Source organism: Flavobacterium sp. RSB2_4_14, assembly GCF_051547085.1.
GTDB lineage: Bacteria > Bacteroidota > Bacteroidia > Flavobacteriales > Flavobacteriaceae > Flavobacterium.
Map to the genome: position 1 here is coordinate 1132077 of NZ_JBPTTL010000001.1, position 22811 is coordinate 1154887.

Genomic DNA, 22811 nt, shown 5'->3' on the forward strand with positions numbered 1-22811 from the left:
TTTATATGAATTCAACATATTTTACCGAAGAACACGAATTGTTTAGAAAGAGTTTGCAAGATTTTTTGCAAAAAGAAGTAGTCCCACACATTGAAAAATGGGAAAAAACCGGAACCATCGAGCGTTTTATATGGAAAAAGTTTGGGGATATGGGCTTTTTTGGAATAGCTTATCCAGAAGCATATGGTGGAATGAATTTAGATTTATTTTACACTGTTGTTTTATTAGAGGAGCTTCAAAAAATCAAATCTTCAGGTTTTGCTGCTGCTATTTGGGCACATGCTTATTTAGCCATGACGCATCTGAATGCTGAAGGTGACGAAAGAATAAAGCAAGATTATTTGGCGCCAAGTATTGCAGGAGAAAAAATTGGGGCTTTGTGTCTTACAGAGCCTTTTGGAGGAAGTGATGTCGCCGGTATGCGAACCACAGCTGTTAAAAAAGGCGATAAATATATTATCAATGGATCTAAAACATTTATAACCAATGGTGTTTATGCCGATTATTATGTGGTTGCTGCTAAAACAAGTCCAGAGTTAGGAAATAAAGGCATTAGTATTTTTTTGATGGATACCAATTTAAAAGGTGTATCTGCTACTAAGTTAGATAAATTAGGATGGAGAGCGTCTGATACTGCTGAGATTTCCTTTGACAATGTTGAAATTCCTGCAGAAAATTTAATGGGAGAAGTTGGTAAAGGATTTCCCTACATCATGCAACATTTCGCTTTAGAGCGTTTGATTATGGCTATCAATGCGCATGCCAGAGCTGAATATGCTTTGGACTATACTATAGATTATATGTCGCAACGCGAAGCCTTTGGAAAAAAAATAAACACTTTTCAGGCTTTACGTCATACTATGGTTGATCATGCTACCGAAGTAGAACATTGTAAAATATTTAATTATGCGGCTGTTGCTCGATTAAACCAAGGAGAGTATGTGGTCAAAGAAGCTACTATGGCTAAATTAAAATCTACAAAAGTAGCCGATGAAGCTATTTACAGTTGTTTGCAAATGTTAGGTGGTTATGGTTATATGGAAGAATATCCCATGGCGCGTTTGTTAAGAGATAGTCGTTTAGGACCAATAGGCGGTGGAACTTCAGAAATTCTTAGAGAAATTTTATCAAAAATGATTATTGATAAGCAAAGTTATCAACCGGCGGTAAAATAATTTTTTAAATGGGAATAATTCCGATTCTTACTTTAATAATACTCTTTATACCAGTTTATATCCAATTCAAATTCGGAATCAAATCCGCTTCGGGATGGTTAAAAGTTAATCATTTTGTGTTTACTCTTTTAGTGTTTATTTCAGAATATATTATAGCATTTGTATTGTTTTGGATATTGATGTATTTAGATAAGGATAGTGGTATGCGATGTGGTCCAGGTTGGGTAATGATGTGTGTTTTTTCAATTCCTTTTTCTATCTTAATTCTAATTATTGGATTGCTTCAGAAAATCTTCTTAAAAAATAATTCATAATTCATAATTTATAATCCAAAATAAATAGTACTTTTGCACCCTTAACGAGAGGAGGTGTCTATATTATGTTAATTATACCAATTAAAGACGGAGAAAATATCGATAGAGCATTAAAGCGCTATAAAAGAAAATTTGACAAAACTGGAACTGTTCGTCAGTTGCGTTCACGTCAGGCTTTCATTAAACCTTCAGTTGTTAGAAGAGCACAAGTTCAAAAAGCTGCTTACATTCAAAACATGAGAGACAATATTGAAGGATAATTAAATTCCTTACAAGATATAACCGCTGTTACTTAAAGTTTCCTAACTTTGATGTCAGCGGTTTTTTTTATGGAAAATTTTAAAAATAAGTTTCAAGATTATTTGTTGTTAGAGAAAAATTATTCTCTGCATACCGTTACCGCTTATAGTAATGATATTTGTTTTTTCGAAACTTTTTTGTCGAGTCAATTTGATGATGCTGATTTACTTTCTGTTCATTATCCTCAAATCAGGTCTTGGATTGTTTCGTTATCCGATGATGGGCTTTCTAATTCTTCCATAAACCGAAAAATAAGTTCTTTAAAATCGTTTTACAAATTTTTGTTAAAAACCAAGCAAATTGAAACGAGTCCGCTTTTAAAACACAAAGCCTTAAAATCACCCAAAAAATTGCAAATCCCTTTTTCAGAAAAAGAACTTGATTTGGTTTTGAATCAATTAGTTTATACTGATGACTTTGATGGGATGCGTGATAAATTAATTATTGAGTTGTTTTACACCACAGGAATTAGAAGAACCGAATTGATTCACTTGAAAACTCAAAATGTTGATTTAGGAAATAATACTATTAAGGTATTGGGAAAAAGAAATAAGGAAAGGATAATTCCGATGTTACCCATAGTGGCGCAACAGGTAAAATTATATTTATTGAAAAGAGCTAGTTTACAAGAGATTATTGATGAAGAGTATTTTTTTCTTCTAATTAAAGGTGTTAAATTGAGTGATTCATTTGTGTATCGATTAATTAATTATTACTTTAGTAATGTCTCAGAGAAGGTAAAGAGAAGTCCGCATATACTAAGGCATACTTTTGCGACTCACTTACTAAATAACGGGGCAGATATAAATTCAGTTAAAGAATTGCTAGGACATTCTAGTTTGGCCTCCACCCAAGTCTATACTCACAGTAGTTTAGCTGCGCTTAAAAAAGTTTATGGGAATGCTCATCCGAGAAATAAAAAGTAATTTTAGAAAGTTTAACCATTAAAAATTTGAATATGAAGGTAAATGTTCATGCAGTAAATTTTACTGCCGACAAAAAACTAGTTGATTTCATCCAAGAACGACTTGGGAAATTGGAAAAATATTATGATAAATTGGTTTCGTCAGATGTTTTTTTGAAGGTGGAAAAGACTAGTGAAAAAGAAAATAAAATTGTAGAGATAAAAATTCATGTCCCTGGAGACGATTTTATGGTAAAGAAACAATGTAAAACATTTGAGGAAGCAGTGGAGTTATCTTCAGAGTCTCTAGAGCGATTATTGATAAAAAGAAAGGAAAAAATTAGAACACATATATAATTTAATTTTTTTTAAAAAAATGTTTTGATTAAACGATAAATATCATACATTTGCAGTCCGTTAGAAATAGCGGACTTTTTTTATTGCTAATGCCAGCGTAGCTCAGTTGGCTAGAGCAGCTGATTTGTAATCAGCAGGTCGTGGGTTCGAGTCCCTCCGCCGGCTCTAAATATAGGGTTTAACGATAAAAAAAGTTGGGGAGATACTCAAGCGGCCAACGAGGGCGGACTGTAAATCCGCTGACTACGTCTTCGCAGGTTCGAATCCTGCTCTCCCCACCAAAAGAATTTAGAAATAAGAGTTTTTTTGAATTCTTAAGTTCTAACTTCTGAACTAGGCTCAAGCCGACTTAGCTCAGGGGTAGAGTGCTTCCTTGGTAAGGAAGAGGTCACGGGTTCAATTCCCGTAGTTGGCTCAAAATTGTATAATTTGAACACTAAATATATATAAACTAAGATTAAAAATTAACTAAAATGGCAAAAGAAAATTTTAACCGTAACAAGCCCCACTTAAACATTGGAACAATTGGGCACGTTGACCACGGAAAAACAACTTTAACTGCAGCAATTACTAAAGTATTGTCTGATGCAGGTTACTGTCAAGCAAAATCATTTGATCAAATTGATAATGCTCCAGAAGAAAAAGAAAGAGGTATTACTATTAATACATCACACGTTGAGTATGAAACTGCTAATCGTCACTACGCACACGTTGACTGTCCTGGTCACGCGGATTACGTAAAAAACATGGTTACTGGTGCTGCTCAAATGGATGGTGCTATACTAGTGGTAGCTGCAACTGACGGACCAATGCCACAAACACGTGAGCACATCCTTTTAGGACGCCAAGTAGGTATTCCTAGAATTGTTGTATTCATGAACAAAGTGGATATGGTTGATGATGCAGAATTATTAGAATTAGTTGAAATGGAAATCAGAGATTTATTGTCATTCTACGATTATGATGGTGATAATAGTCCTGTTGTTCAAGGTTCAGCTTTAGGTGGATTGAATAACGATCCAGCTTGGACTCCAAAAATTCTTGAATTGATGGAAGCTGTTGATAATTGGATTCAAGAGCCAGAAAGAGATGTTGCAAAACCTTTCTTGATGCCAGTTGAAGACGTATTTACTATTACTGGTCGTGGAACTGTTGCTACAGGTCGTATCGAAACAGGTATCTGTAATACAGGAGATCCAGTTGAAATCATCGGTATGGGTGCTGAGAAATTAACTTCTACAGTAACTGGTATTGAAATGTTCCGTCAAATCCTTGATAGAGGTGAGGCAGGAGATAATGCAGGTATCTTGTTAAGAGGTGTTGCAAAAGAAGATATCAAAAGAGGAATGGTTATTTGTAAGCCAGGTTCTGTTAAACCACATGCTAAATTCAAAGCTGAGGTTTATATCTTGAAAAAAGAAGAAGGTGGTCGTCATACACCATTTCACAATAACTACCGTCCACAGTTTTATGTACGTACAACTGACGTAACAGGAGTTATTACTTTACCTACAGGTGTTGAAATGGTTATGCCAGGAGACAACTTAACCATTGAAGTATCTTTATTAAGTGCTATTGCATTAAATATTGGTTTACGTTTCGCTATCCGTGAAGGTGGTAGAACAGTTGGTGCAGGTCAGGTTACTGAAATTTTAGACTAATACCTATAAACTATATTACCAGTGTCGTTGTCTTTATGACGACACTGGTTTTTAATAAACGGGCGTAGTTCAAGGGTAGAATAGCGGTCTCCAAAACCGTTGATGGTGGTTCGAATCCTCCCGCCCGTGCAAAACAAACTATTTACAATGGCAAAAATTGTTAATTATATATCAGAGGCATTTGAAGAATTAAAGTCAAATGTAACTTGGCCAGAATGGGCTGAGGTTCAAAAGTACACTATTACAGTGGCTGTTTTTTCAATTGTTTTCGCCTTAGCAACCTGGGGTGTTGATGAGCTTTTTGCTAAATCAATTGCAGGATTTTTTAATTGGTTGAAACCATAATTTCTTTGAAATGGCTGATAATAATGTAAAAAAATGGTATGTCGTTAGAGCTGTTAGTGGTCAAGAAAATAAGGTAAAAGCTTATATTGAAACCGAGATTAACAGACTTGGCTTGACAGATTATATCTCTCAAGTGCTTGTTCCTACTGAGAAAGTAGTACAAGTAAGAGACGGTAAAAAGATAGCAAAGGATAAAGTATATTTTCCTGGTTATGTTATGATTGAAGCTAATTTGACTGGAGAAATTCCTCATATCATCAAATCAATTACAAGTGTTATTGGTTTTTTAGGCGAAGTTAAAGGTGGTGATCCAGTTCCTTTAAGGTTATCTGAAGTGAACAGAATGTTAGGAAAAGTGGATGAGTTAGCTGTCAATACAGACACTCAAAACATCCCTTACATTATTGGAGAAACAATAAAAGTTGTTGATGGTCCTTTTAATGGTTTCAATGGAACTATTGAGAAAATCAACGAAGAAAAGCGTAAGCTAGAAGTGATGGTGAAAATTTTCGGAAGAAAGACACCATTAGAATTAGCTTTTATGCAAGTTGAAAAAGTATAATTTGTTACACTATTATAAACCGCAATAATCCGCTTCCACAGATTATTGTAAATTTTTAAAAACAATGGCTAAAGAGATTAGTAAAGTAGTTAAACTACAAGTTAAGGGAGGTGCTGCGAACCCATCGCCACCGGTTGGACCTGCTCTGGGAGCTGCTGGTGTTAATATCATGGAGTTCTGTAAGCAATTTAATGCTAGAACTCAAGATCAACCTGGCAAAGTATTACCGGTACAAATTACCGTGTATAAAGACAAATCGTTTGATTTTGTTGTAAAAACTCCACCTGCTGCAATTCAATTATTGGATGCTGCTAAATTAAAATCTGGTTCAGGCGAGCCGAACAGAAAAAAAGTTGCTAAGGTAACTTGGGATCAAATTAAAGCTATCGCCGAAGACAAGATGGTCGATTTAAATGCTTTCACAATTGAATCTGCTATGAGCATGATTGCTGGAACAGCTAGATCTATGGGTATAACTGTAACTGGAGATTCTCCTCTAAAATAAGGTAAGAAATGGCAAAATTGACAAAAAAACAAAAAGAGGCTGCTTCAAAAATTGAAAAAAACAAACTATATTCTTTAAAAGATGCTTCGTCTTTATTGAAAGTTGTTGCTTCAGCAAAATTTGACGAGTCGGTAGATATTGCTGTTCGTTTAGGAGTTGATCCAAGAAAAGCAAATCAAATGGTAAGAGGTGTTGTAACCCTTCCACATGGTACTGGAAAAGATACTAAAGTATTAGCTTTAGTAACGCCAGATAAAGAAGCAGAAGCGAAAGCTGCTGGTGCTGACTATGTAGGATTGGACGATTACCTTCAAAAAATTAAAGATGGTTGGACTGATGTAGATGTTATCATCACGATGCCTGCTATCATGGGTAAATTAGGCCCATTAGGTCGTATATTAGGTCCTAGAGGTTTAATGCCAAATCCTAAAACTGGAACAGTAACCATGGAAATTGGTAAAGCTGTTGCTGAAGTTAAAGCAGGTAAAATCGACTTTAAAGTGGATAAAACGGGTATCGTACATGCAGGTATCGGAAGAATTTCTTTCGAAGCTGACAAACTTGTAGATAACGCTCACGAGATTATTCAAACATTACTTAAATTAAAACCAACTGCAGCTAAAGGTACTTACATCAAGTCTATTCACTTGTCTAGTACCATGAGTCCTGCTATTGCTTTAGACCCTAAAGCAGTATAATTGGTAGTTAAACAAATTTTATTATGACAAGAGAAGAAAAATCAATCGCGATAGAAGATTTAACTGCAAAGTTGGCTGAAAGTAATATATTATATATTGCAGATACTTCTGGGTTAAATGCAGAAACGACTTCAAACTTGAGAAGAGCCTGCTATAAAGCGGGTATCAAATTAGAAGTAGTGAAAAATACTTTGCTTGAGAAAGCAATGGAAGCTTCAAGTAATGATTATGGTGATTTATCATCTGTATTAAAAGGGAATTCCTCCATTTTTATGGCAGATATTGCTAACGCACCTGCTAAAATCATTAAAGATTTCAGAAAAAAATCTGATAAACCAGCTTTCAAAGGAGCATACATCAACGGTGAAATTTACATCGGCGATAACCTTCTTGATAGCTTAGCATCATTGAAATCTAAAGAAGAAGTTATTGGAGAAATCATCGGATTACTTCAATCTCCTGCTAAACGTGTAATTGCAGCATTGTTAAACAATGCAGAGCAAAAAGGCGAAACAGCAGAATAATTAGAGCAGACTAAAAAAATAATAATTAAAGAACATTTTAAACGATAGAAAAAATGGCAGATTTGAAACAATTCGCAGAACAATTAGTTAACCTTACAGTAAAAGAAGTTAACGATTTAGCTACAATATTAAAAGATGAGTATGGTATCGAACCAGCTGCTGCAGCTGTAGTAGTTGCTGCTGGCGGCGGTGGTGCTGAAGCTGTTGAAGAGCAAACAGAATTTACAGTTGTGTTGAAAGAAGCTGGTGCTTCTAAATTAGCTGTTGTAAAAGCAGTAAAAGAATTAACAGGTCTTGGTTTAAAAGAAGCTAAAGATTTAGTTGATGGCGCTCCATCAAACATCAAAGAAGGTGTTACTAAAGCAGAAGCTGAAGGTTTGAAAAAATCTTTAGAAGAAGCTGGAGCTGTTGTTGAGTTAAAATAACAAAACACCAGTTTTAGAACAAGGTTTAGGTCTTGAGTTTAACCACTCAAAGACCTAAACCATTTTTCGTATAATAAAATTATATCCAGTTTTATTGTTAGTACGAAAAATTTTTGATCGATAACGAAGAAAGAAAATGAGCGAACTTGGTTCATTTTTAAAGATGTATCGATGTAAAAAGAAAGTATGGATTACTAGTGTTTCTACACAATAAATCACTTTTTTTTAATCAAAATTTTCTCATTGATGATAACAAATCAGACTGAAAGATTGAATTTTGCCTCTACTAAAAACATACCTCAATATCCTGATTTTCTGGATGTTCAGGTTAAATCTTTTAAAGATTTCTTCCAATTGGAAACAAAATCTGACGAAAGAGGCAACGAAGGGTTATACAACACCTTCATGGAAAACTTTCCAATATCCGATACAAGAAACAATTTTGTACTGGAGTTTATAGATTATTTTGTTGATCCACCACGTTATACTATTCAAGAGTGTATTGAAAGAGGTTTGACATATAGTGTGCCATTAAAAGCACGACTTAAATTGTATTGTACTGATCCAGAACACGAAGATTTTGAAACTATTGTACAAGATGTTTATCTTGGAACAATTCCTTACATGACTCCAAGTGGTACTTTTGTAATTAACGGTGCTGAGCGTGTAGTAGTTTCTCAATTACACCGTTCACCAGGTGTTTTCTTTGGTCAATCCTTCCATGCTAATGGTACAAAGTTATATTCTGCCAGAGTAATTCCTTTCAAAGGGTCATGGATAGAATTTGCTACCGATATTAACAGCGTAATGTATGCTTATATCGATAGAAAGAAAAAATTACCTGTAACTACTTTATTCCGTGCGATTGGTTTCGAAAGAGACAAGGATATCCTTGAGATTTTTGACCTTGCAGAGGAAATTAAAGTATCTAAAACAGGACTTAAAAAATATGTTGGAAGACGATTGGCTGCAAGAGTATTAAATACTTGGCATGAAGACTTCGTTGATGAAGATACTGGTGAAGTAGTTTCTATAGAACGTAACGAAATCATCCTTGATAGAGATACCATTATCGATAAAGATAATGTGGAGGAAATCATCGATTCTAACGTAAAATCTATTTTGTTACACAAGGAAGATGCTAATCAAGGTGATTATGCCATCATTCATAATACGTTACAAAAAGATCCAACCAACTCTGAAAAAGAAGCCGTTGAGCACATCTACCGTCAATTGCGTAACGCAGAACCGCCTGATGAAGAAACTGCTCGTGGTATTATAGATAAATTATTCTTCTCTGACCAACGTTACAACTTAGGTGAAGTAGGTCGTTATAGAATGAACAAAAAACTTGGTTTGGATATCCCAATGGAAAAGCAAGTCTTGACCAAAGAAGATATCATTACCATTGTAAAGTATTTGATTGAATTAATCAACTCAAAAGCTGAGATTGATGATATTGATCACTTATCAAACCGTCGTGTTAGAACTGTTGGAGAACAATTGTCACAACAATTTGGCGTAGGTTTAGCGCGTATGGCGAGAACTATTCGTGAGAGAATGAACGTTAGAGATAACGAGGTGTTTACACCAATCGATTTGATTAATGCTAAGACATTATCATCGGTTATCAACTCTTTCTTTGGTACAAACCAGTTATCCCAATTTATGGATCAAACAAATCCATTGGCAGAGATTACACACAAAAGAAGATTATCTGCACTTGGACCTGGTGGACTTTCGAGAGAAAGAGCTGGTTTTGAGGTGCGTGACGTTCACTACACTCACTACGGAAGACTTTGTCCAATTGAAACACCAGAGGGACCAAACATTGGACTTATTTCATCACTTGGTGTTTATGCAAAAGTAAACGGAATGGGTTTCATCGAAACTCCATATCGTAAAGTAACTAATGGTGTTGTAGATTTAAATGCTACACCTATATACTTGAGCGCTGAGGAAGAAGAAGGAAAAATGATTGCGCAAGCTAACATTCAAATGGATGCCAAAGGAAAAATTACTGCTGATAAAGTTATTGCTCGTGAAGAAGGTGATTTCCCAGTAGTTGATCCTGGTCAAGTTCATTACACAGACGTAGCACCAAACCAAATTGCTTCGATTTCGGCTTCCTTAATTCCTTTCTTGGAGCATGATGATGCGAATAGAGCGTTGATGGGATCAAACATGATGCGTCAGGCTGTACCATTGTTACGTCCTGAAGCACCAATTGTTGGAACTGGTTTAGAGCGTCAAGTGGCTTCTGATTCAAGAGTATTGATTAATGCTGAAGGTGACGGAACTGTTGAATATGTTGATGCTAACATGATTACCATCAAATACGACAGAACTGAAGCGGAAAGAATGGTAAGTTTTGACCCAGATGAAAAAACATACCAATTAATCAAATTTAGAAAAACGAACCAAAGTACGTCTATCAACTTGAAACCTATCGTAAGAAAAGGTGACAGAGTGAAACTTGGACAAGTACTTTGTGAAGGATATGCAACACAAAACGGAGAGTTGGCTTTGGGTAGAAACCTAAAAGTAGCTTTTATGCCTTGGAAAGGGTATAACTTCGAGGATGCGATTGTAATTTCTGAAAAAGTAGTTCGTGATGATATTTTCACGTCTATTCACGTTGATGATTATTCTTTAGAAGTTAGAGATACTAAATTAGGTAACGAAGAGTTGACTAATGATATTCCTAACGTTTCTGAAGAAGCTACTAAAGACTTGGATGAAAACGGAATGATTAGAATTGGAGCAGAGGTTAAACCTGGCGATATCCTAATCGGAAAAATTACACCAAAAGGAGAATCAGATCCTACTCCAGAAGAGAAGTTATTAAGAGCTATCTTTGGAGATAAAGCAGGTGATGTTAAAGATGCTTCATTGAAAGCTTCTCCATCTTTACATGGTGTTGTTTTAGACAAAAAATTATTCGCTAGAGCGGTAAAAGATAAAAAGAAACGTACCAAAGATAAAGACGATTTGACGGCTTTAGAAATGGAATTCGAAACTAAATATGCTGATTTAAAAGACAAATTAGTTGAGAAACTTACTGCCATCGTTAACGGAAAAACATCGCAAGGTGTTATGAATGACTTGGGTGAAGAAGTATTGCCAAAAGGTAAAAAATACTCTCAGAAAATGTTGAACGCTGTTGATGACTTTGCGCATTTAACAAAAGGACAATGGGTTGCTGATGAAGAAACTAACACTTTGGTGAATGACTTAATTCACAACTACAAAATCAAATTGAATGACCTTCAAGGTGCTTTGCGTAGAGAGAAATTCACTATTACTGTTGGAGATGAATTACCAGCAGGTATCTTGAAATTGGCAAAAGTATATATCGCTAAAAAACGTAAGTTAAAAGTAGGTGATAAAATGGCTGGACGTCACGGTAACAAAGGTATTGTTGCTCGTATCGTTCGTCATGAAGACATGCCATTCTTAGAAGATGGGACGCCAGTTGATATTGTATTGAATCCACTTGGTGTACCTTCTCGTATGAACATTGGACAGATTTATGAAACGGTTCTTGGTTGGGCTGGAATGAATTTGGGTAGAAAATATGCTACTCCAATTTTTGATGGTGCGACATTGGATCAAATAAATGAATTGACTGATGAAGCTGGTATTCCGAGATTTGGTCATACTTATTTGTATGATGGAGGAACGGGAGAACGTTTCCATCAAGCGGCAACTGTAGGTGTTATCTATATGTTGAAACTTGGACATATGGTTGACGATAAAATGCACGCACGTTCTATTGGACCATACTCTCTTATTACACAACAACCATTGGGTGGTAAAGCTCAATTTGGAGGTCAGCGTTTTGGAGAAATGGAGGTTTGGGCACTTGAAGCTTATGGAGCATCAAGTACGCTTAGAGAAATTTTGACTGTTAAATCGGATGACGTTATAGGTAGAGCCAAAACTTACGAAGCTATCGTTAAGGGTGAAACTATGCCAGAGCCAGGATTACCAGAATCATTCAATGTATTGATGCATGAATTGAAAGGTCTTGGATTAGACATTAGATTAGAAGAATAGTTTTTTTGTTTGAAGTTTCAGGTTTCAAGTTATAAACCTGAAACTTTAAACTTGAAACAAAATAGTAACAACAAGTTTTTAAAGATTTATACCCGTAAACCGTTCCGATTTTTTATAGAAAGCCTTTTGGTTTTTATAACTAGCACTTCAAGAGGAAGTTTTGAAGTTTAGAGAAGTAATTCGAGGTAGTAGCTGAATGATTTTTTAGTAATTAGCCAAGAGTAATTAGTAATTAGCAAGAGAAAATATTTCAAAAACTAATCACTAATCACTAATCACTAATCACTTTTGAAATTATAAATCTAAAGTTCAATTTTAATTGCAAATAAATCAATAGTAAAAACTATGATGAATAATAGAAATAATAAGGATACAAGAAATACTATCAAAAGATTTGATAGAATTTCAATTGGTTTAGCTTCTCCAGAATCAATCTTGGCAGAGTCAAGAGGTGAAGTTTTGAAACCAGAAACCATAAACTATAGAACCCATAAACCAGAGCGTGATGGTCTTTTCTGCGAAAGAATTTTTGGTCCTGTAAAGGATTTCGAATGTGCTTGTGGAAAATACAAAAGAATCCGTTACAAAGGAATCGTTTGTGACCGTTGTGGTGTTGAAGTTACAGAGAAAAAAGTACGTCGTGATAGAGTAGGACACATCAACCTAGTTGTGCCTATTGCTCATATTTGGTATTTCCGTTCGCTTCCAAACAAAATCGGTTATATACTTGGCTTACCGTCTAAGAAATTAGACATGATTATTTACTACGAAAGATATGTAGTAATCCAAGCTGGTATTGCTGTGAATTCAGAAGGCGAGTCATTGCACCGTTTAGACTTTTTAACAGAAGAAGAATATCTCAATATTTTGGATACGCTTCCTATGGAAAATCAATATTTAGATGATAATGATCCTAATAAATTCATTGCCAAAATGGGTGCTGAATGTATTATGGATTTATTGGCTAGAACTGATTTGAATGCGTTGTCATACGAATTGCGTCACGCTGCTAATAATGAAACGTCTAAACAACGTAAAACAGAAGCATTAAAAAGATTACAAGTAGTAGAATCATTCCGTGACTCTAACAAGAACAGAGAAAATCGTCCTGAATGGATGATTATGAAAGTAGTACCTGTTATTCCGCCTGAATTGCGTCCATTGGTGCCACTAGATGGTGGTCGTTTCGCAACGTCAGATTTGAATGATTTGTACCGTAGAGTTATCATCAGAAACAACCGTTTGAAAAGATTGATGGAGATTAAAGCTCCTGAAGTTATCTTGAGAAACGAAAAACGTATGTTACAAGAATCAGTAGATTCGTTATTTGACAACACTCGTAAAGCTTCTGCTGTTAAAACAGAATCAAACAGACCATTAAAATCACTTTCAGATTCATTGAAAGGAAAACAAGGTCGTTTCCGTCAAAACTTATTAGGGAAACGTGTGGATTATTCTGCTCGTTCGGTAATTGTTGTTGGACCAGAAATGAAATTGTTCGAGTGTGGTTTGCCAAAAGATATGGCTGCTGAACTATACAAACCATTCGTTATTCGTAAATTAATCGAAAGAGGAATTGTTAAAACTGTTAAGTCGGCTAAGAAAATTATTGACAAAAAAGAGCCAGTAGTTTGGGATATCCTAGAGAATGTAATCAAAGGTCACCCAGTATTACTAAACCGTGCTCCTACGTTACACCGATTGGGTATTCAAGCGTTCCAACCTAAATTAATTGAAGGAAAAGCAATCCAATTACATCCATTAGTATGTACGGCTTTCAACGCGGATTTTGATGGTGACCAAATGGCGGTTCACTTACCACTTGGACCTGAGGCTATTTTGGAAGCACAATTATTAATGTTGGCTTCTCACAATATCTTGAATCCTGCTAATGGTGCGCCAATTACGGTTCCATCACAAGACATGGTATTGGGTCTTTACTATATGACCAAAGAAAGATTATCAACTCCAGAAATGAAAATTTTAGGTGAAGGTTTGACTTTTTATTCTGCTGAAGAGTGTAATATCGCTTTGAACGAAGGTAGAGTTGAGTTGAACGCACGTGTTAAAATCAGAGCTAAAGATTTTAATGAGAATGGAGAATTAGTTTATAAAATCATTCAAACTACTGCTGGTAGAGTATTATTTAATGAAGTAGTACCACAAGCAGCTGGTTATATCAATGAAGTATTGACTAAAAAATCATTACGTGATATTATTGGAAAAATCCTTGCTGTAACTGATGTTCCAACAACGGCTAGTTTCCTTGATAGCATGAAAGATATGGGTTATAAATTTGCGTTCAAAGGTGGATTGTCTTTCTCATTGGGTGATATTAGAATTCCAGAGCAAAAAGACAAATTAATTGCTGATGCTAGAGAACAAGTAGAAGGAATTTCGTTGAACTATAACATGGGGCTTATTACCAATAACGAACGTTACAATCAAGTTATTGATATTTGGACTTCTGCCAATGCTCAATTGACCGAGTTAGCTATGAAAAACATTAGAGAAGACCAACAAGGTTTCAACTCGGTGTATATGATGCTTGACTCTGGAGCAAGGGGTTCCAAAGAACAAATTCGTCAGTTAACTGGTATGCGTGGTTTGATGGCTAAGCCAAAAAAATCAACTGCTGGCGGTGGTGAAATTATTGAAAATCCAATTCTTTCTAACTTTAAAGAAGGTCTTTCTATCCTTGAATACTTTATTTCTACTCACGGTGCGCGTAAAGGACTTGCCGATACTGCTTTGAAAACGGCGGATGCTGGTTACTTAACCAGAAGATTACATGACGTTTCTCAAGACGTAATTGTGAACTCTGTAGATTGTGGCACATTGAGAGGAATTGAAGTTGCTGCTTTGAAGAAAAACGAAGAAATTGTTGAAACTTTAGGCGAAAGAATTTTAGGGCGTGTTGCATTACATGATGTAATCAATCCGTTGAATAATGAAGTTTTAATCCATTCAGGGGAACAAATTACCGAAGCGGTTGTTAAAGCTATTGAAGAATCTCCAATCGAAAAAGTGGAAGTACGTTCTCCATTAGTATGTGAAGCTAAAAAAGGTATTTGTGCTAAATGTTACGGAAGAAACTTAGCCACTGGAAAAATGACTCAAAAAGGAGAAGCAGTTGGTGTTATTGCTGCACAATCTATTGGTGAGCCAGGTACACAGTTAACCTTGCGTACTTTCCACGTTGGTGGAGTTGCAGGTGGTGTTTCTGAGGTGTCTACTATTGTAGCGCGTTTCGGTGGAAAATTAGAAATCGAAGATTTAAAAACAGTTGTAGGGGAAGATTCTGATGGAAACAAAGTAGATATCGTAGTTTCTCGTTCCACTGAATTAAAATTAGTAGATGTTAAAACAGGTATTTTATTAAGTACACACAATATTCCATACGGTTCTATCATCAATGTAAAAGATGGTGACGTAGTTGAAAAAGGTGCTGCTATTTGTAAATGGGATCCTTATAATGGTGTAATTGTTTCTGAATTTACAGGAAAAATTGCTTACGAAGATTTAGAACAAGGACAATCGTTCCAAGTTGAAATTGATGAGCAAACTGGTTTCCAAGAAAAAGTAATTTCAGAGGGAAGAAATAAAAAATTAATTCCAACCTTATTGGTTTATGGTAAAGATGGCGAGCTAATTCGTTCGTATAACTTACCAGTTGGAGCTCACTTGATGGTAGAAGATGGAGAGAAAATTAAAGCAGGTAAAATTCTTGTGAAAATTCCGCGTCGTTCTTCAAAAGCAAGCGATATTACAGGAGGTTTACCTAGAATTACTGAGTTGTTAGAAGCTCGTAATCCTTCCAATCCAGCGGTAGTTTCTGAAATTGATGGTGTTGTTTCTTTTGGAAAAATCAAAAGAGGTAACCGTGAGATTATCATTGAATCTAAATTTGGTGAGGTTAAGAAATACCTAGTTAAATTATCTAGTCAAATCTTGGTTCAAGAAAATGACTTCGTAAAAGCGGGAGTGCCTTTATCTGATGGTGCGATTACGCCAGATGATATCTTAAGAATTCAAGGACCATCAGCTGTTCAACAGTATTTGGTTAATGAAATTCAAGAGGTTTACCGTTTGCAAGGGGTAAAAATCAACGACAAACACTTTGAAGTGGTTATCCGTCAAATGATGCGTAAAGTAAGAGTGGAAGATCCAGGAGATACGTTGTTCTTAGAAGAGCAATTGATACACACGGCAGATTTCATTGTTGAAAACGATAAGTTATATGGCATGAAAGTGGTAGAAGATGCTGGTGACTCTGAAGTGTTAAAACCTGGTCAAATTATTTCTCCACGTGAATTGCGCGATGAAAACTCGTTGTTGAAACGAAATGATAAAAACCAAGTAGTAGCTCGTGATGTTATCACGGCAACCGCAACTCCAGTACTTCAAGGAATTACTAGAGCATCGTTACAAACCAAATCATTCATCTCTGCGGCATCGTTCCAAGAGACTACTAAAGTATTAAACGAAGCAGCAGTTGCTGGTAAAGTGGATACGCTTGAAGGTCTTAAAGAAAATGTAATCGTTGGACACAGAATTCCAGCGGGAACAGGTATGAGAGATTATGATCACACTATTGTAGGATCCAAAGATGACTACAATGAGATTATGGCGAGTAAAGAAGAGTACATTTATTAAAAAGCCTCACCCTAACCCTCTCCAAAGGAGAGGGAACGAGGATTGAGATAAATAAAAGCCACTAGTTTTAAATTTCATGTGAATTTTTAATTAGTGGCTTTTTTCAATGGCAAAAGTCAATGGCAAATTCAATATTAATGACAAAATCAATGACAATATCAATGACAAAATCAATATTTAATATCTAAAATCTAATATTTAAAATTTCATATCAAATGAGCGATAACAATCAACAACAAGGACAAATCAACATCGAACTTGATGAAAAAACAGCGGAAGGGATTTATTCCAACTTGGCTATTATTAATCATTCTGCTTCAGAGTTTGTGGTAGATTTTGTGACTATCATGCCAGGTGTGCCGAAAGCAAAGGTAAAATCGAGAATAGTTTTAACCCCACAACATGCCAAGCGTTTTCTAAAAGCATTGGGCGAAAACATTCATCGATTTGAAGTAGCCAATGGCGAAATTAAAGATGTAGAGCAACCTCAAATTCCTTTGAATTTCGGTCCTGCAGGTCAAGCGTAAATACTAGCACGTTATATAACAAACCTTTTTCCTGAAACTTTAGGAGAGAGGTTTTTTTATGACTTCTCGATGCTTTTCAGAATTAAAATTTTGAAGATGTTATTAAGTCAAAAACCTAATCAAGGAATTAAACTAGTAAACGAAATTTCAAACCGTTTTAAAATAGTATTCAGTGGTATTATTAATTTCTAAAAATATTTGGAAAAATGATATTAATATTAATATCTTTGTATGGTCATAATTAGATGATTATTCTATGAAATATTCTGAATTGGAATGAAAACTTAAAAAAGCTGGATGCCAATATATAAGGGATGGGAAAAAGCATCCTATTTGGTTTAGTCCAATAACTCAGAAAGAATTTCAAACAAGTCACCACAAAAGTGAAGAAGTTAAATTTGGAACATTACAAAGTATTTTGAGAGATTCTGGTTTAAAAAAATAAAAGAGATGAAAGTAAAAGTAATTATTGAAAGAGGAAATGATGGGAGTTATGGAGCATATATAGGTTCTAACAATGTCCCTTTTGGAATTTTAGGAGATGGAAAAACAGTACAAGAAGCTAAAGCTGATTTTTTAAATTCTTATCAAGAGATAAGAGCTTATTATCTGGAAACTAACAAAAAAATAATTGAATACGATTTTGATTTTCAGTTTGATATCGCTTCTTTTTTAGCTTACTATGGTAGCATTTTATCATTAGCAGGAATGGAACGTTTAACTGGTGTAAATCAAGGACAACTAAGTCATTATGTTACCGGTAGAAGAAAGCCATCAAGAAGAACTATTGAAAAAATTGAAAATAAATTACATGAGTTTGGAAAGGAATTAAATCAAGTTGAATTCATTTAATACAACTTATTATACTTAAAATTAAAAACCTCTCAGTCCCGAAACTTCGTGTGAGAGTTTTATTTGTTTGATGCTTCTCGATACTTTTCAAAATTAATATTTTGAAAAACTCGAAGAGACGTAATACATTTAGTTGAATTTTGGTTGAGTAAGGCAACATTAAGTTTTAAAACCTCTTCATTTGAAGAGGTTTTTTTATTTTCTGAGCTAGCATGTTTTTACTAGTTTTATATTTGGATTTAGGCCCTAATGGCGATTATCATCACAGTGTAAACTATTTTAGTTGGAACTTGATACTATAAAGAAAAGGATTTAGTATAAAGAAAACAGTATTTAACTTTATATTTAAGTAAATTTGCACATAAAATAAATATTTTATGTATTTCATCGATAAAATAGTAATATTATCGATTAAAATTTGTTCAATATCCAAATTACTACTTTATTTGTAAGATGAATAGGTATGGCTTGATTAACGCCATGTAAAACAATTATTTAGTGGCGGTTATTGAGTTTTTATCGTTATTTTTTACCAATAGACAGAAATAGTTGTTAAATCCCTATTTATTATTTATTTTAGCAACCTAATGATTTACAAGACATAAATTAAAATCACTTTATATGAATACACTATTACGCAACTCGAAATTACTTAGCACTGTTTTTATACTGTTTTGTTTGTTTTTTGTGGGGAATGCTTTTGGGCAAACCAATACATGGGACGGTTCGTCAAGCTTTAATTGGAATACGGCTGCTAACTGGTCATTAAATCTAGTGCCAACATCAGCTCATGACGTAGTAATTCCGAATAATTTTGATGTTACTATAAATACAGCTGCAGTTTGTAAAACTTTTACAATTAATGATGGAAATAGATCTAATACTGTTACTATAAGTACAGGAAATTCATTAACTGTATCTGGGGCTGTAACTATTGGAGCTGGAACTGGTAGTGCTGATGATAAATTGTTGAATGTAGGTTCTAATATATTTTCTTGTGCATCTATATCAGTCACAGCACCTGGATCTAATAATAGAATTTCAGGAATTACATTGTCAACAGGGACAATAACGGTTACTGGAAATATTACTTTGGGTAGTACAGATGCTGACTTTACTTTCACAGGATCGGGAATATTAAATGTTGGAGGAACTATGAGTGGAGGCTCTTTTACTAGTTCCACTGGAACTGTAAATTACAATGGTAGCGGCGCACAAAATATTGGAGCTTATACTTACAATAATTTGACAACTTCTGGGGGTAATACAAAAACATTGGTTGCAGCTACTACTGTTAGTGGAAGTTTAAATATTGTTTCTGGAACAACTTTAAATGCATCGACCTTTGCCATAACTGGTGCAGCTTTAACTACGACAGGAACAGGGATATTACGAACACAAAATACTTCAGGTACACCACTTCCAACTGGCAGAACTTGGTCAGGGACAGTGCAGTATGATGGCGCTAGTCAAACGGTTGTAACAGGAACTTATAATACTTTGAATTTTGCAGGTAGTGGCACTAAAACTTTGAGCGGTGCATTGACTATTGTTGGAAATTTATCAATTGCTTCAGGAGTTGTTTCTAACTTAGGAACTTTTAGACACACTTCAGCTACTTTAACTTTAGGAGCAACTGTTCAAACAACAGGAACTTCATATGGAGGAACGGGTTCTCCTGCTGCTAACATCAATTCTACTTATTTCGCTAACAATACAGGATATTTAAATGTGGGTACATGTAGCAGTACATATAGTCTAACTAGTATTGCAGCAGCTACACCAATTTGTATTGGAAACACTGCTACAATTAATGTAACCTCAACAGCGGCTAATTTGCCAAATGGTACCTATACTGTTTTTTATACACTTGGTGCTCCTAATGTCGGTACAGGAATTGCAACTATGACGGTTTCTGGTGGTACAGGTTCAGGTTCATTCACTACAACTACTTTAGCAAATAGTGGTGCTACAAGTATTACAATTAATTCTGTAAGGTTTGGAACTGCATGTGTCTATGTTATTAGTTCGGGAAATACAGGAACTATAACCTTCAATCCAAATTTACCTGCAAGTGTTTCAATTGCCGCTGCACCATCTTCGATAATTTGTCCAGGAACCAATGTAACGTTTACGGCAACGCCAACCAATGGCGGAACACCAAGTTACCAATGGAAACTCAATGGAGCAGACGTAGGAACGAATAGTGCTACTTATAGTAATAATGCATTAGCCAATAACGATTTGGTAACTGTTGTGATGACATCAACAGCATCTCCTTGTTTAACAGGTTCACCAGCAACATCGAATACTGTTACTATGACTGTTAATCCAATACCTACAGCCGTTACTGCAGTGGCTAGTGCAGCTACTATTTGTTCTGGAGGTAGTGTTAATTTAACATCAAGTGCTACTTCTAATTCAGCAACAGCTACAACCTTATTAAATCAAAACTTTAATGGAATACCTGCAGGTTGGACAACAACCAATACCAGCACAGGTGGTACTCCGGCTAATGCTGCTTGGACTTTGAGAGCCAATGGTTATAATGATGGTAATGAAACGTTTAATAGCAATGATGCCTCGCAATTTTATTTAAGTAATAGTGATGCTCAAGGTAATGGTGGTACAACTGCTACAACGCTACAATCCCCAGCATTTAGTACGATTGGTATGAGTGCAGCTTCGTTAAACTTTTTTCAATATTATCGATATAACGGGACAGAAACAGCCGTTGTACAAGTTTCAACAGATGGTTCAAATTGGGTAAACCTTAATACTGCTCCAACTGCTACAATAGGAACTAGAACTGCTTTTGCTTCCACTACTTTAAGTTTGTCAGCTTATCTAAATCAACCTACAGTTTCTATTCGATTTAAATATGATGGTAATTTTGATTGGTATTGGGCAATAGACAATGTAACTGTTACTTCAACGCCAGCTACACCAGCTATTAGTTATGCATGGACGTCAACACCATCAGGCTATACTTCATCGATTCAAAATCCAACAGGAGTTTCTCCAACAGTGGCAACAACCTATACTGTTACTGCAACTAATAATTATGGTTGTACTGCTAGTGCAACTACTGCTAGTGTGGCCGTTTCCAATACCAACACATGGACTGGTTCTACAAGTATAGCTTGGACCACAGCATCAAACTGGTCTTGTAATCTCGTGCCAACAGCTGTAACGGATGTAATTATTGGTACTTCGAGTAACTACCCAGAAATTTCATCAGATGTAGCCATTAATACTTTGACTTTAAATTCAGGAACTACCTTAAAAGTGAATTCCACTTTTGACTTAACCGTTACTGATTTGATTACTAATAATGGTACTCTAACCATAGAAAATAGTGGTAACTTATTACAAGTGAATAATGTTACTAATACAGGTTCAGGGTCAACAATAGTGAAACGTAATTCAAATCCATTAATCCGTTTGGATTATACCTTATGGTCATCGCCAGTTTCAGGACAAAATTTATTTAATTTTTCTCCGTTAACATCAGTTTCTCCTAACATTCGTTTTTATACTTATAATCCAACTATAAATGCTCCTGCGACAACTGGTTTCTACCAATCTGTTGCAGCTTATGCCACTACTGATTTTGCTATAGGTAAAGGATACTTAATCCGTTTGCCTTTCAATCATCCAACAGCTGCTACCATTTGGAATGGACAATTTACAGGCGTACCATTTAATGGAACTCCGTCACCAAGTGTCGCTATTTCAAGTACAGGTGATCGTTTTAATGCAGTAGGAAATCCTTATCCATCGCCAATTAGTATTTCTCAATTTGCAACAGACAATAGTGCTAATATTGAGACTACGCTTTATTTTTGGAGAAAAACAAATAATGCTGCTAATGCATCTTATTGTTCTTGGAATACAGCCACTAGTACCTATAGTGATAATGGTGAAGCTTATACCGAAAGTCCACTGGGTGTAATTCAAACAGGACAAGGATTTTTAGTACAAGCAAAAACCGGAGCTAGTAGTTTGGTATTTAATAATGGACAAAGAATAGGTGATAATGCTAATCAATTTTTTAGAACATCAGTTGGAGCAAGTATCAATACAACCTCTATTGAAGCTAACAGAATTTGGTTGAATATGACAGGTGCCACTTCAGGATTTTCACAATCGGTAGTAGGTTATTTTACCAACGGTACTTTAGGTTTAGACGATACGGATAGTAGGTATTTTAACGATGGTCCAATTGCTTTGACCTCTACCATTGCTAACGAAGATTATGTTATTCAAGGAAGACCAGTACCATTTGATGCCACAGATGTGGTGGCAATGAAATATAAAGTTACTACAGCCGGACAATATACTATTTCTATTGACCATGTTGATGGTTTGTTTGCTACAGGGCAAGAAATATTTTTACGTGATAATTTGACCACAACGGTTCATAACTTAACGGCTGGTGGTTATACTTTCACTTCAGAGGCTGGAACTTTTGCGTCTCGTTTTGAAATTATCTACCAAGGTGCTTTGGGTGTTACAAACCCAACCTTCAATGCTAATCAAGTAATTGTTTACAAAAATGAAGCGAATGACTTTGTAATTAATTCAGGAACTGTAATGATGGCATCTGTAAAAGTATTTGATATCAGAGGACGATTATTACTAGAAAGAAAAGGCATTAATGCTACTGAAACTAATCTAACTGTAGGTATGTCTAATGAAGTATTGTTAGTTCAAATTACTTCAGAAGATGGTGAAGTAGTGACTAAGAAAGTGCTGCGCTAACAGCTTTTATATACTCAATGAGGAAATCCTCTCCAGTTTTGGAGGGGATTTTTTGTTTAACCTTATTTTAATATTTTTTTAAAATTGAATTTACGTAACGCTTATTGTGTAGCGTTTTTTGTAAAAGTTGAAATATATCGTGATTATTTACCATTAAACAGAAATAGTTGTCCCTTATATAAA

At 35.2% G+C, this 22811-nt stretch carries 17 protein-coding genes, 4 tRNA genes and 1 pseudogene; all 22 read left to right on the top strand.

What is annotated here, in order from left to right; all coding sequences use genetic code 11:
• The first annotated feature begins 5 nt into the window (after positions 1-5).
• The 22 genes and pseudogenes from ACSVH2_RS05135 (at position 6) to ACSVH2_RS05240 (ending at position 22628) form a co-directional block, all read left to right on the top strand.
• Positions 6-1175, top strand: coding sequence for an acyl-CoA dehydrogenase family protein (locus ACSVH2_RS05135; RefSeq protein ID WP_438092080.1), 1170 nt, complete (start codon positions 6-8; stop codon positions 1173-1175).
• A gap of 8 nt (positions 1176-1183) precedes the next feature.
• Positions 1184-1489: a hypothetical protein gene (locus ACSVH2_RS05140; RefSeq protein WP_438092081.1), complete on the top strand. Its 306-nt coding sequence runs from the start codon at positions 1184-1186 to the stop codon at positions 1487-1489.
• Positions 1490-1554: 65 nt separating this feature from the next.
• Complete coding sequence (gene rpsU / locus ACSVH2_RS05145) at positions 1555-1749, top strand: 30S ribosomal protein S21 (protein ID WP_438092082.1); 195 nt, start codon at positions 1555-1557, stop codon at positions 1747-1749.
• A gap of 69 nt (positions 1750-1818) precedes the next feature.
• Positions 1819-2715 (top strand): tyrosine-type recombinase/integrase, encoded by an 897-nt coding sequence (locus tag ACSVH2_RS05150; protein WP_438092083.1) that lies wholly within the window; start codon positions 1819-1821, stop codon positions 2713-2715.
• A 32-nt stretch (positions 2716-2747) separates the two neighbouring features.
• Positions 2748-3050, top strand: coding sequence for a ribosome hibernation-promoting factor, HPF/YfiA family (gene hpf / locus ACSVH2_RS05155; RefSeq protein ID WP_438092084.1), 303 nt, complete (start codon positions 2748-2750; stop codon positions 3048-3050).
• 91 nt (positions 3051-3141) lie between these two features.
• Positions 3142-3215 (top strand) — tRNA-Thr (locus ACSVH2_RS05160).
• Positions 3216-3246: 31 nt separating this feature from the next.
• Positions 3247-3331 (top strand) — tRNA-Tyr (locus ACSVH2_RS05165).
• Positions 3332-3393: 62 nt separating this feature from the next.
• Positions 3394-3465 (top strand) — tRNA-Thr (locus tag ACSVH2_RS05170).
• Between the two features lie 58 nt (positions 3466-3523).
• A complete protein-coding gene (gene tuf / locus ACSVH2_RS05175; RefSeq protein ID WP_342694420.1) occupies positions 3524-4711 on the top strand; it encodes an elongation factor Tu in 1188 nt (395 codons plus the stop codon).
• A 58-nt stretch (positions 4712-4769) separates the two neighbouring features.
• A tRNA-Trp gene (locus ACSVH2_RS05180) sits at positions 4770-4840 on the top strand.
• Positions 4841-4858: 18 nt separating this feature from the next.
• A complete protein-coding gene (secE, locus tag ACSVH2_RS05185) occupies positions 4859-5056 on the top strand; it encodes a preprotein translocase subunit SecE (protein ID WP_438092085.1) in 198 nt (65 codons plus the stop codon).
• A gap of 10 nt (positions 5057-5066) precedes the next feature.
• Complete coding sequence (gene nusG, locus ACSVH2_RS05190; protein ID WP_438092086.1) at positions 5067-5618, top strand: transcription termination/antitermination protein NusG; 552 nt, start codon at positions 5067-5069, stop codon at positions 5616-5618.
• 64 nt (positions 5619-5682) lie between these two features.
• Positions 5683-6123 carry a 50S ribosomal protein L11 gene (gene rplK / locus ACSVH2_RS05195; RefSeq protein WP_342694417.1) on the top strand — a complete coding sequence of 147 codons (441 nt, stop codon included), beginning with the start codon at positions 5683-5685 and terminating at the stop codon, positions 6121-6123.
• A gap of 8 nt (positions 6124-6131) precedes the next feature.
• Positions 6132-6821: a 50S ribosomal protein L1 gene (rplA, locus tag ACSVH2_RS05200; protein WP_395043549.1), complete on the top strand. Its 690-nt coding sequence runs from the start codon at positions 6132-6134 to the stop codon at positions 6819-6821.
• Between the two features lie 23 nt (positions 6822-6844).
• Positions 6845-7345, top strand: coding sequence for a 50S ribosomal protein L10 (gene rplJ / locus ACSVH2_RS05205; protein ID WP_438092087.1), 501 nt, complete (start codon positions 6845-6847; stop codon positions 7343-7345).
• Positions 7346-7398: 53 nt separating this feature from the next.
• The gene (gene rplL, locus ACSVH2_RS05210; protein ID WP_438092088.1) at positions 7399-7770 is read left to right on the top strand and encodes a 50S ribosomal protein L7/L12; all 372 of its coding nucleotides are present in this window, start codon (positions 7399-7401) and stop codon (positions 7768-7770) included.
• 246 nt (positions 7771-8016) lie between these two features.
• Positions 8017-11829, top strand: coding sequence for a DNA-directed RNA polymerase subunit beta (gene rpoB, locus ACSVH2_RS05215; RefSeq protein ID WP_438092089.1), 3813 nt, complete (start codon positions 8017-8019; stop codon positions 11827-11829).
• A gap of 345 nt (positions 11830-12174) precedes the next feature.
• Positions 12175-16485: a DNA-directed RNA polymerase subunit beta' gene (gene rpoC / locus ACSVH2_RS05220; protein WP_438092090.1), complete on the top strand. Its 4311-nt coding sequence runs from the start codon at positions 12175-12177 to the stop codon at positions 16483-16485.
• 215 nt (positions 16486-16700) lie between these two features.
• Entirely contained in the window at positions 16701-17012 is a 312-nt protein-coding gene (locus ACSVH2_RS05225) for a DUF3467 domain-containing protein (RefSeq protein ID WP_438092091.1), read from the top strand.
• 295 nt (positions 17013-17307) lie between these two features.
• Positions 17308-17457: pseudogene (locus ACSVH2_RS05230) on the top strand (type II toxin-antitoxin system HicA family toxin); the annotation flags it as partial.
• A gap of 5 nt (positions 17458-17462) precedes the next feature.
• A complete protein-coding gene (locus tag ACSVH2_RS05235; protein WP_438092092.1) occupies positions 17463-17864 on the top strand; it encodes a helix-turn-helix domain-containing protein in 402 nt (133 codons plus the stop codon).
• 621 nt (positions 17865-18485) lie between these two features.
• Complete coding sequence (locus ACSVH2_RS05240) at positions 18486-22628, top strand: beta strand repeat-containing protein (protein ID WP_438092093.1); 4143 nt, start codon at positions 18486-18488, stop codon at positions 22626-22628.
• The last annotated feature ends 183 nt before the right edge of the window (positions 22629-22811 follow it).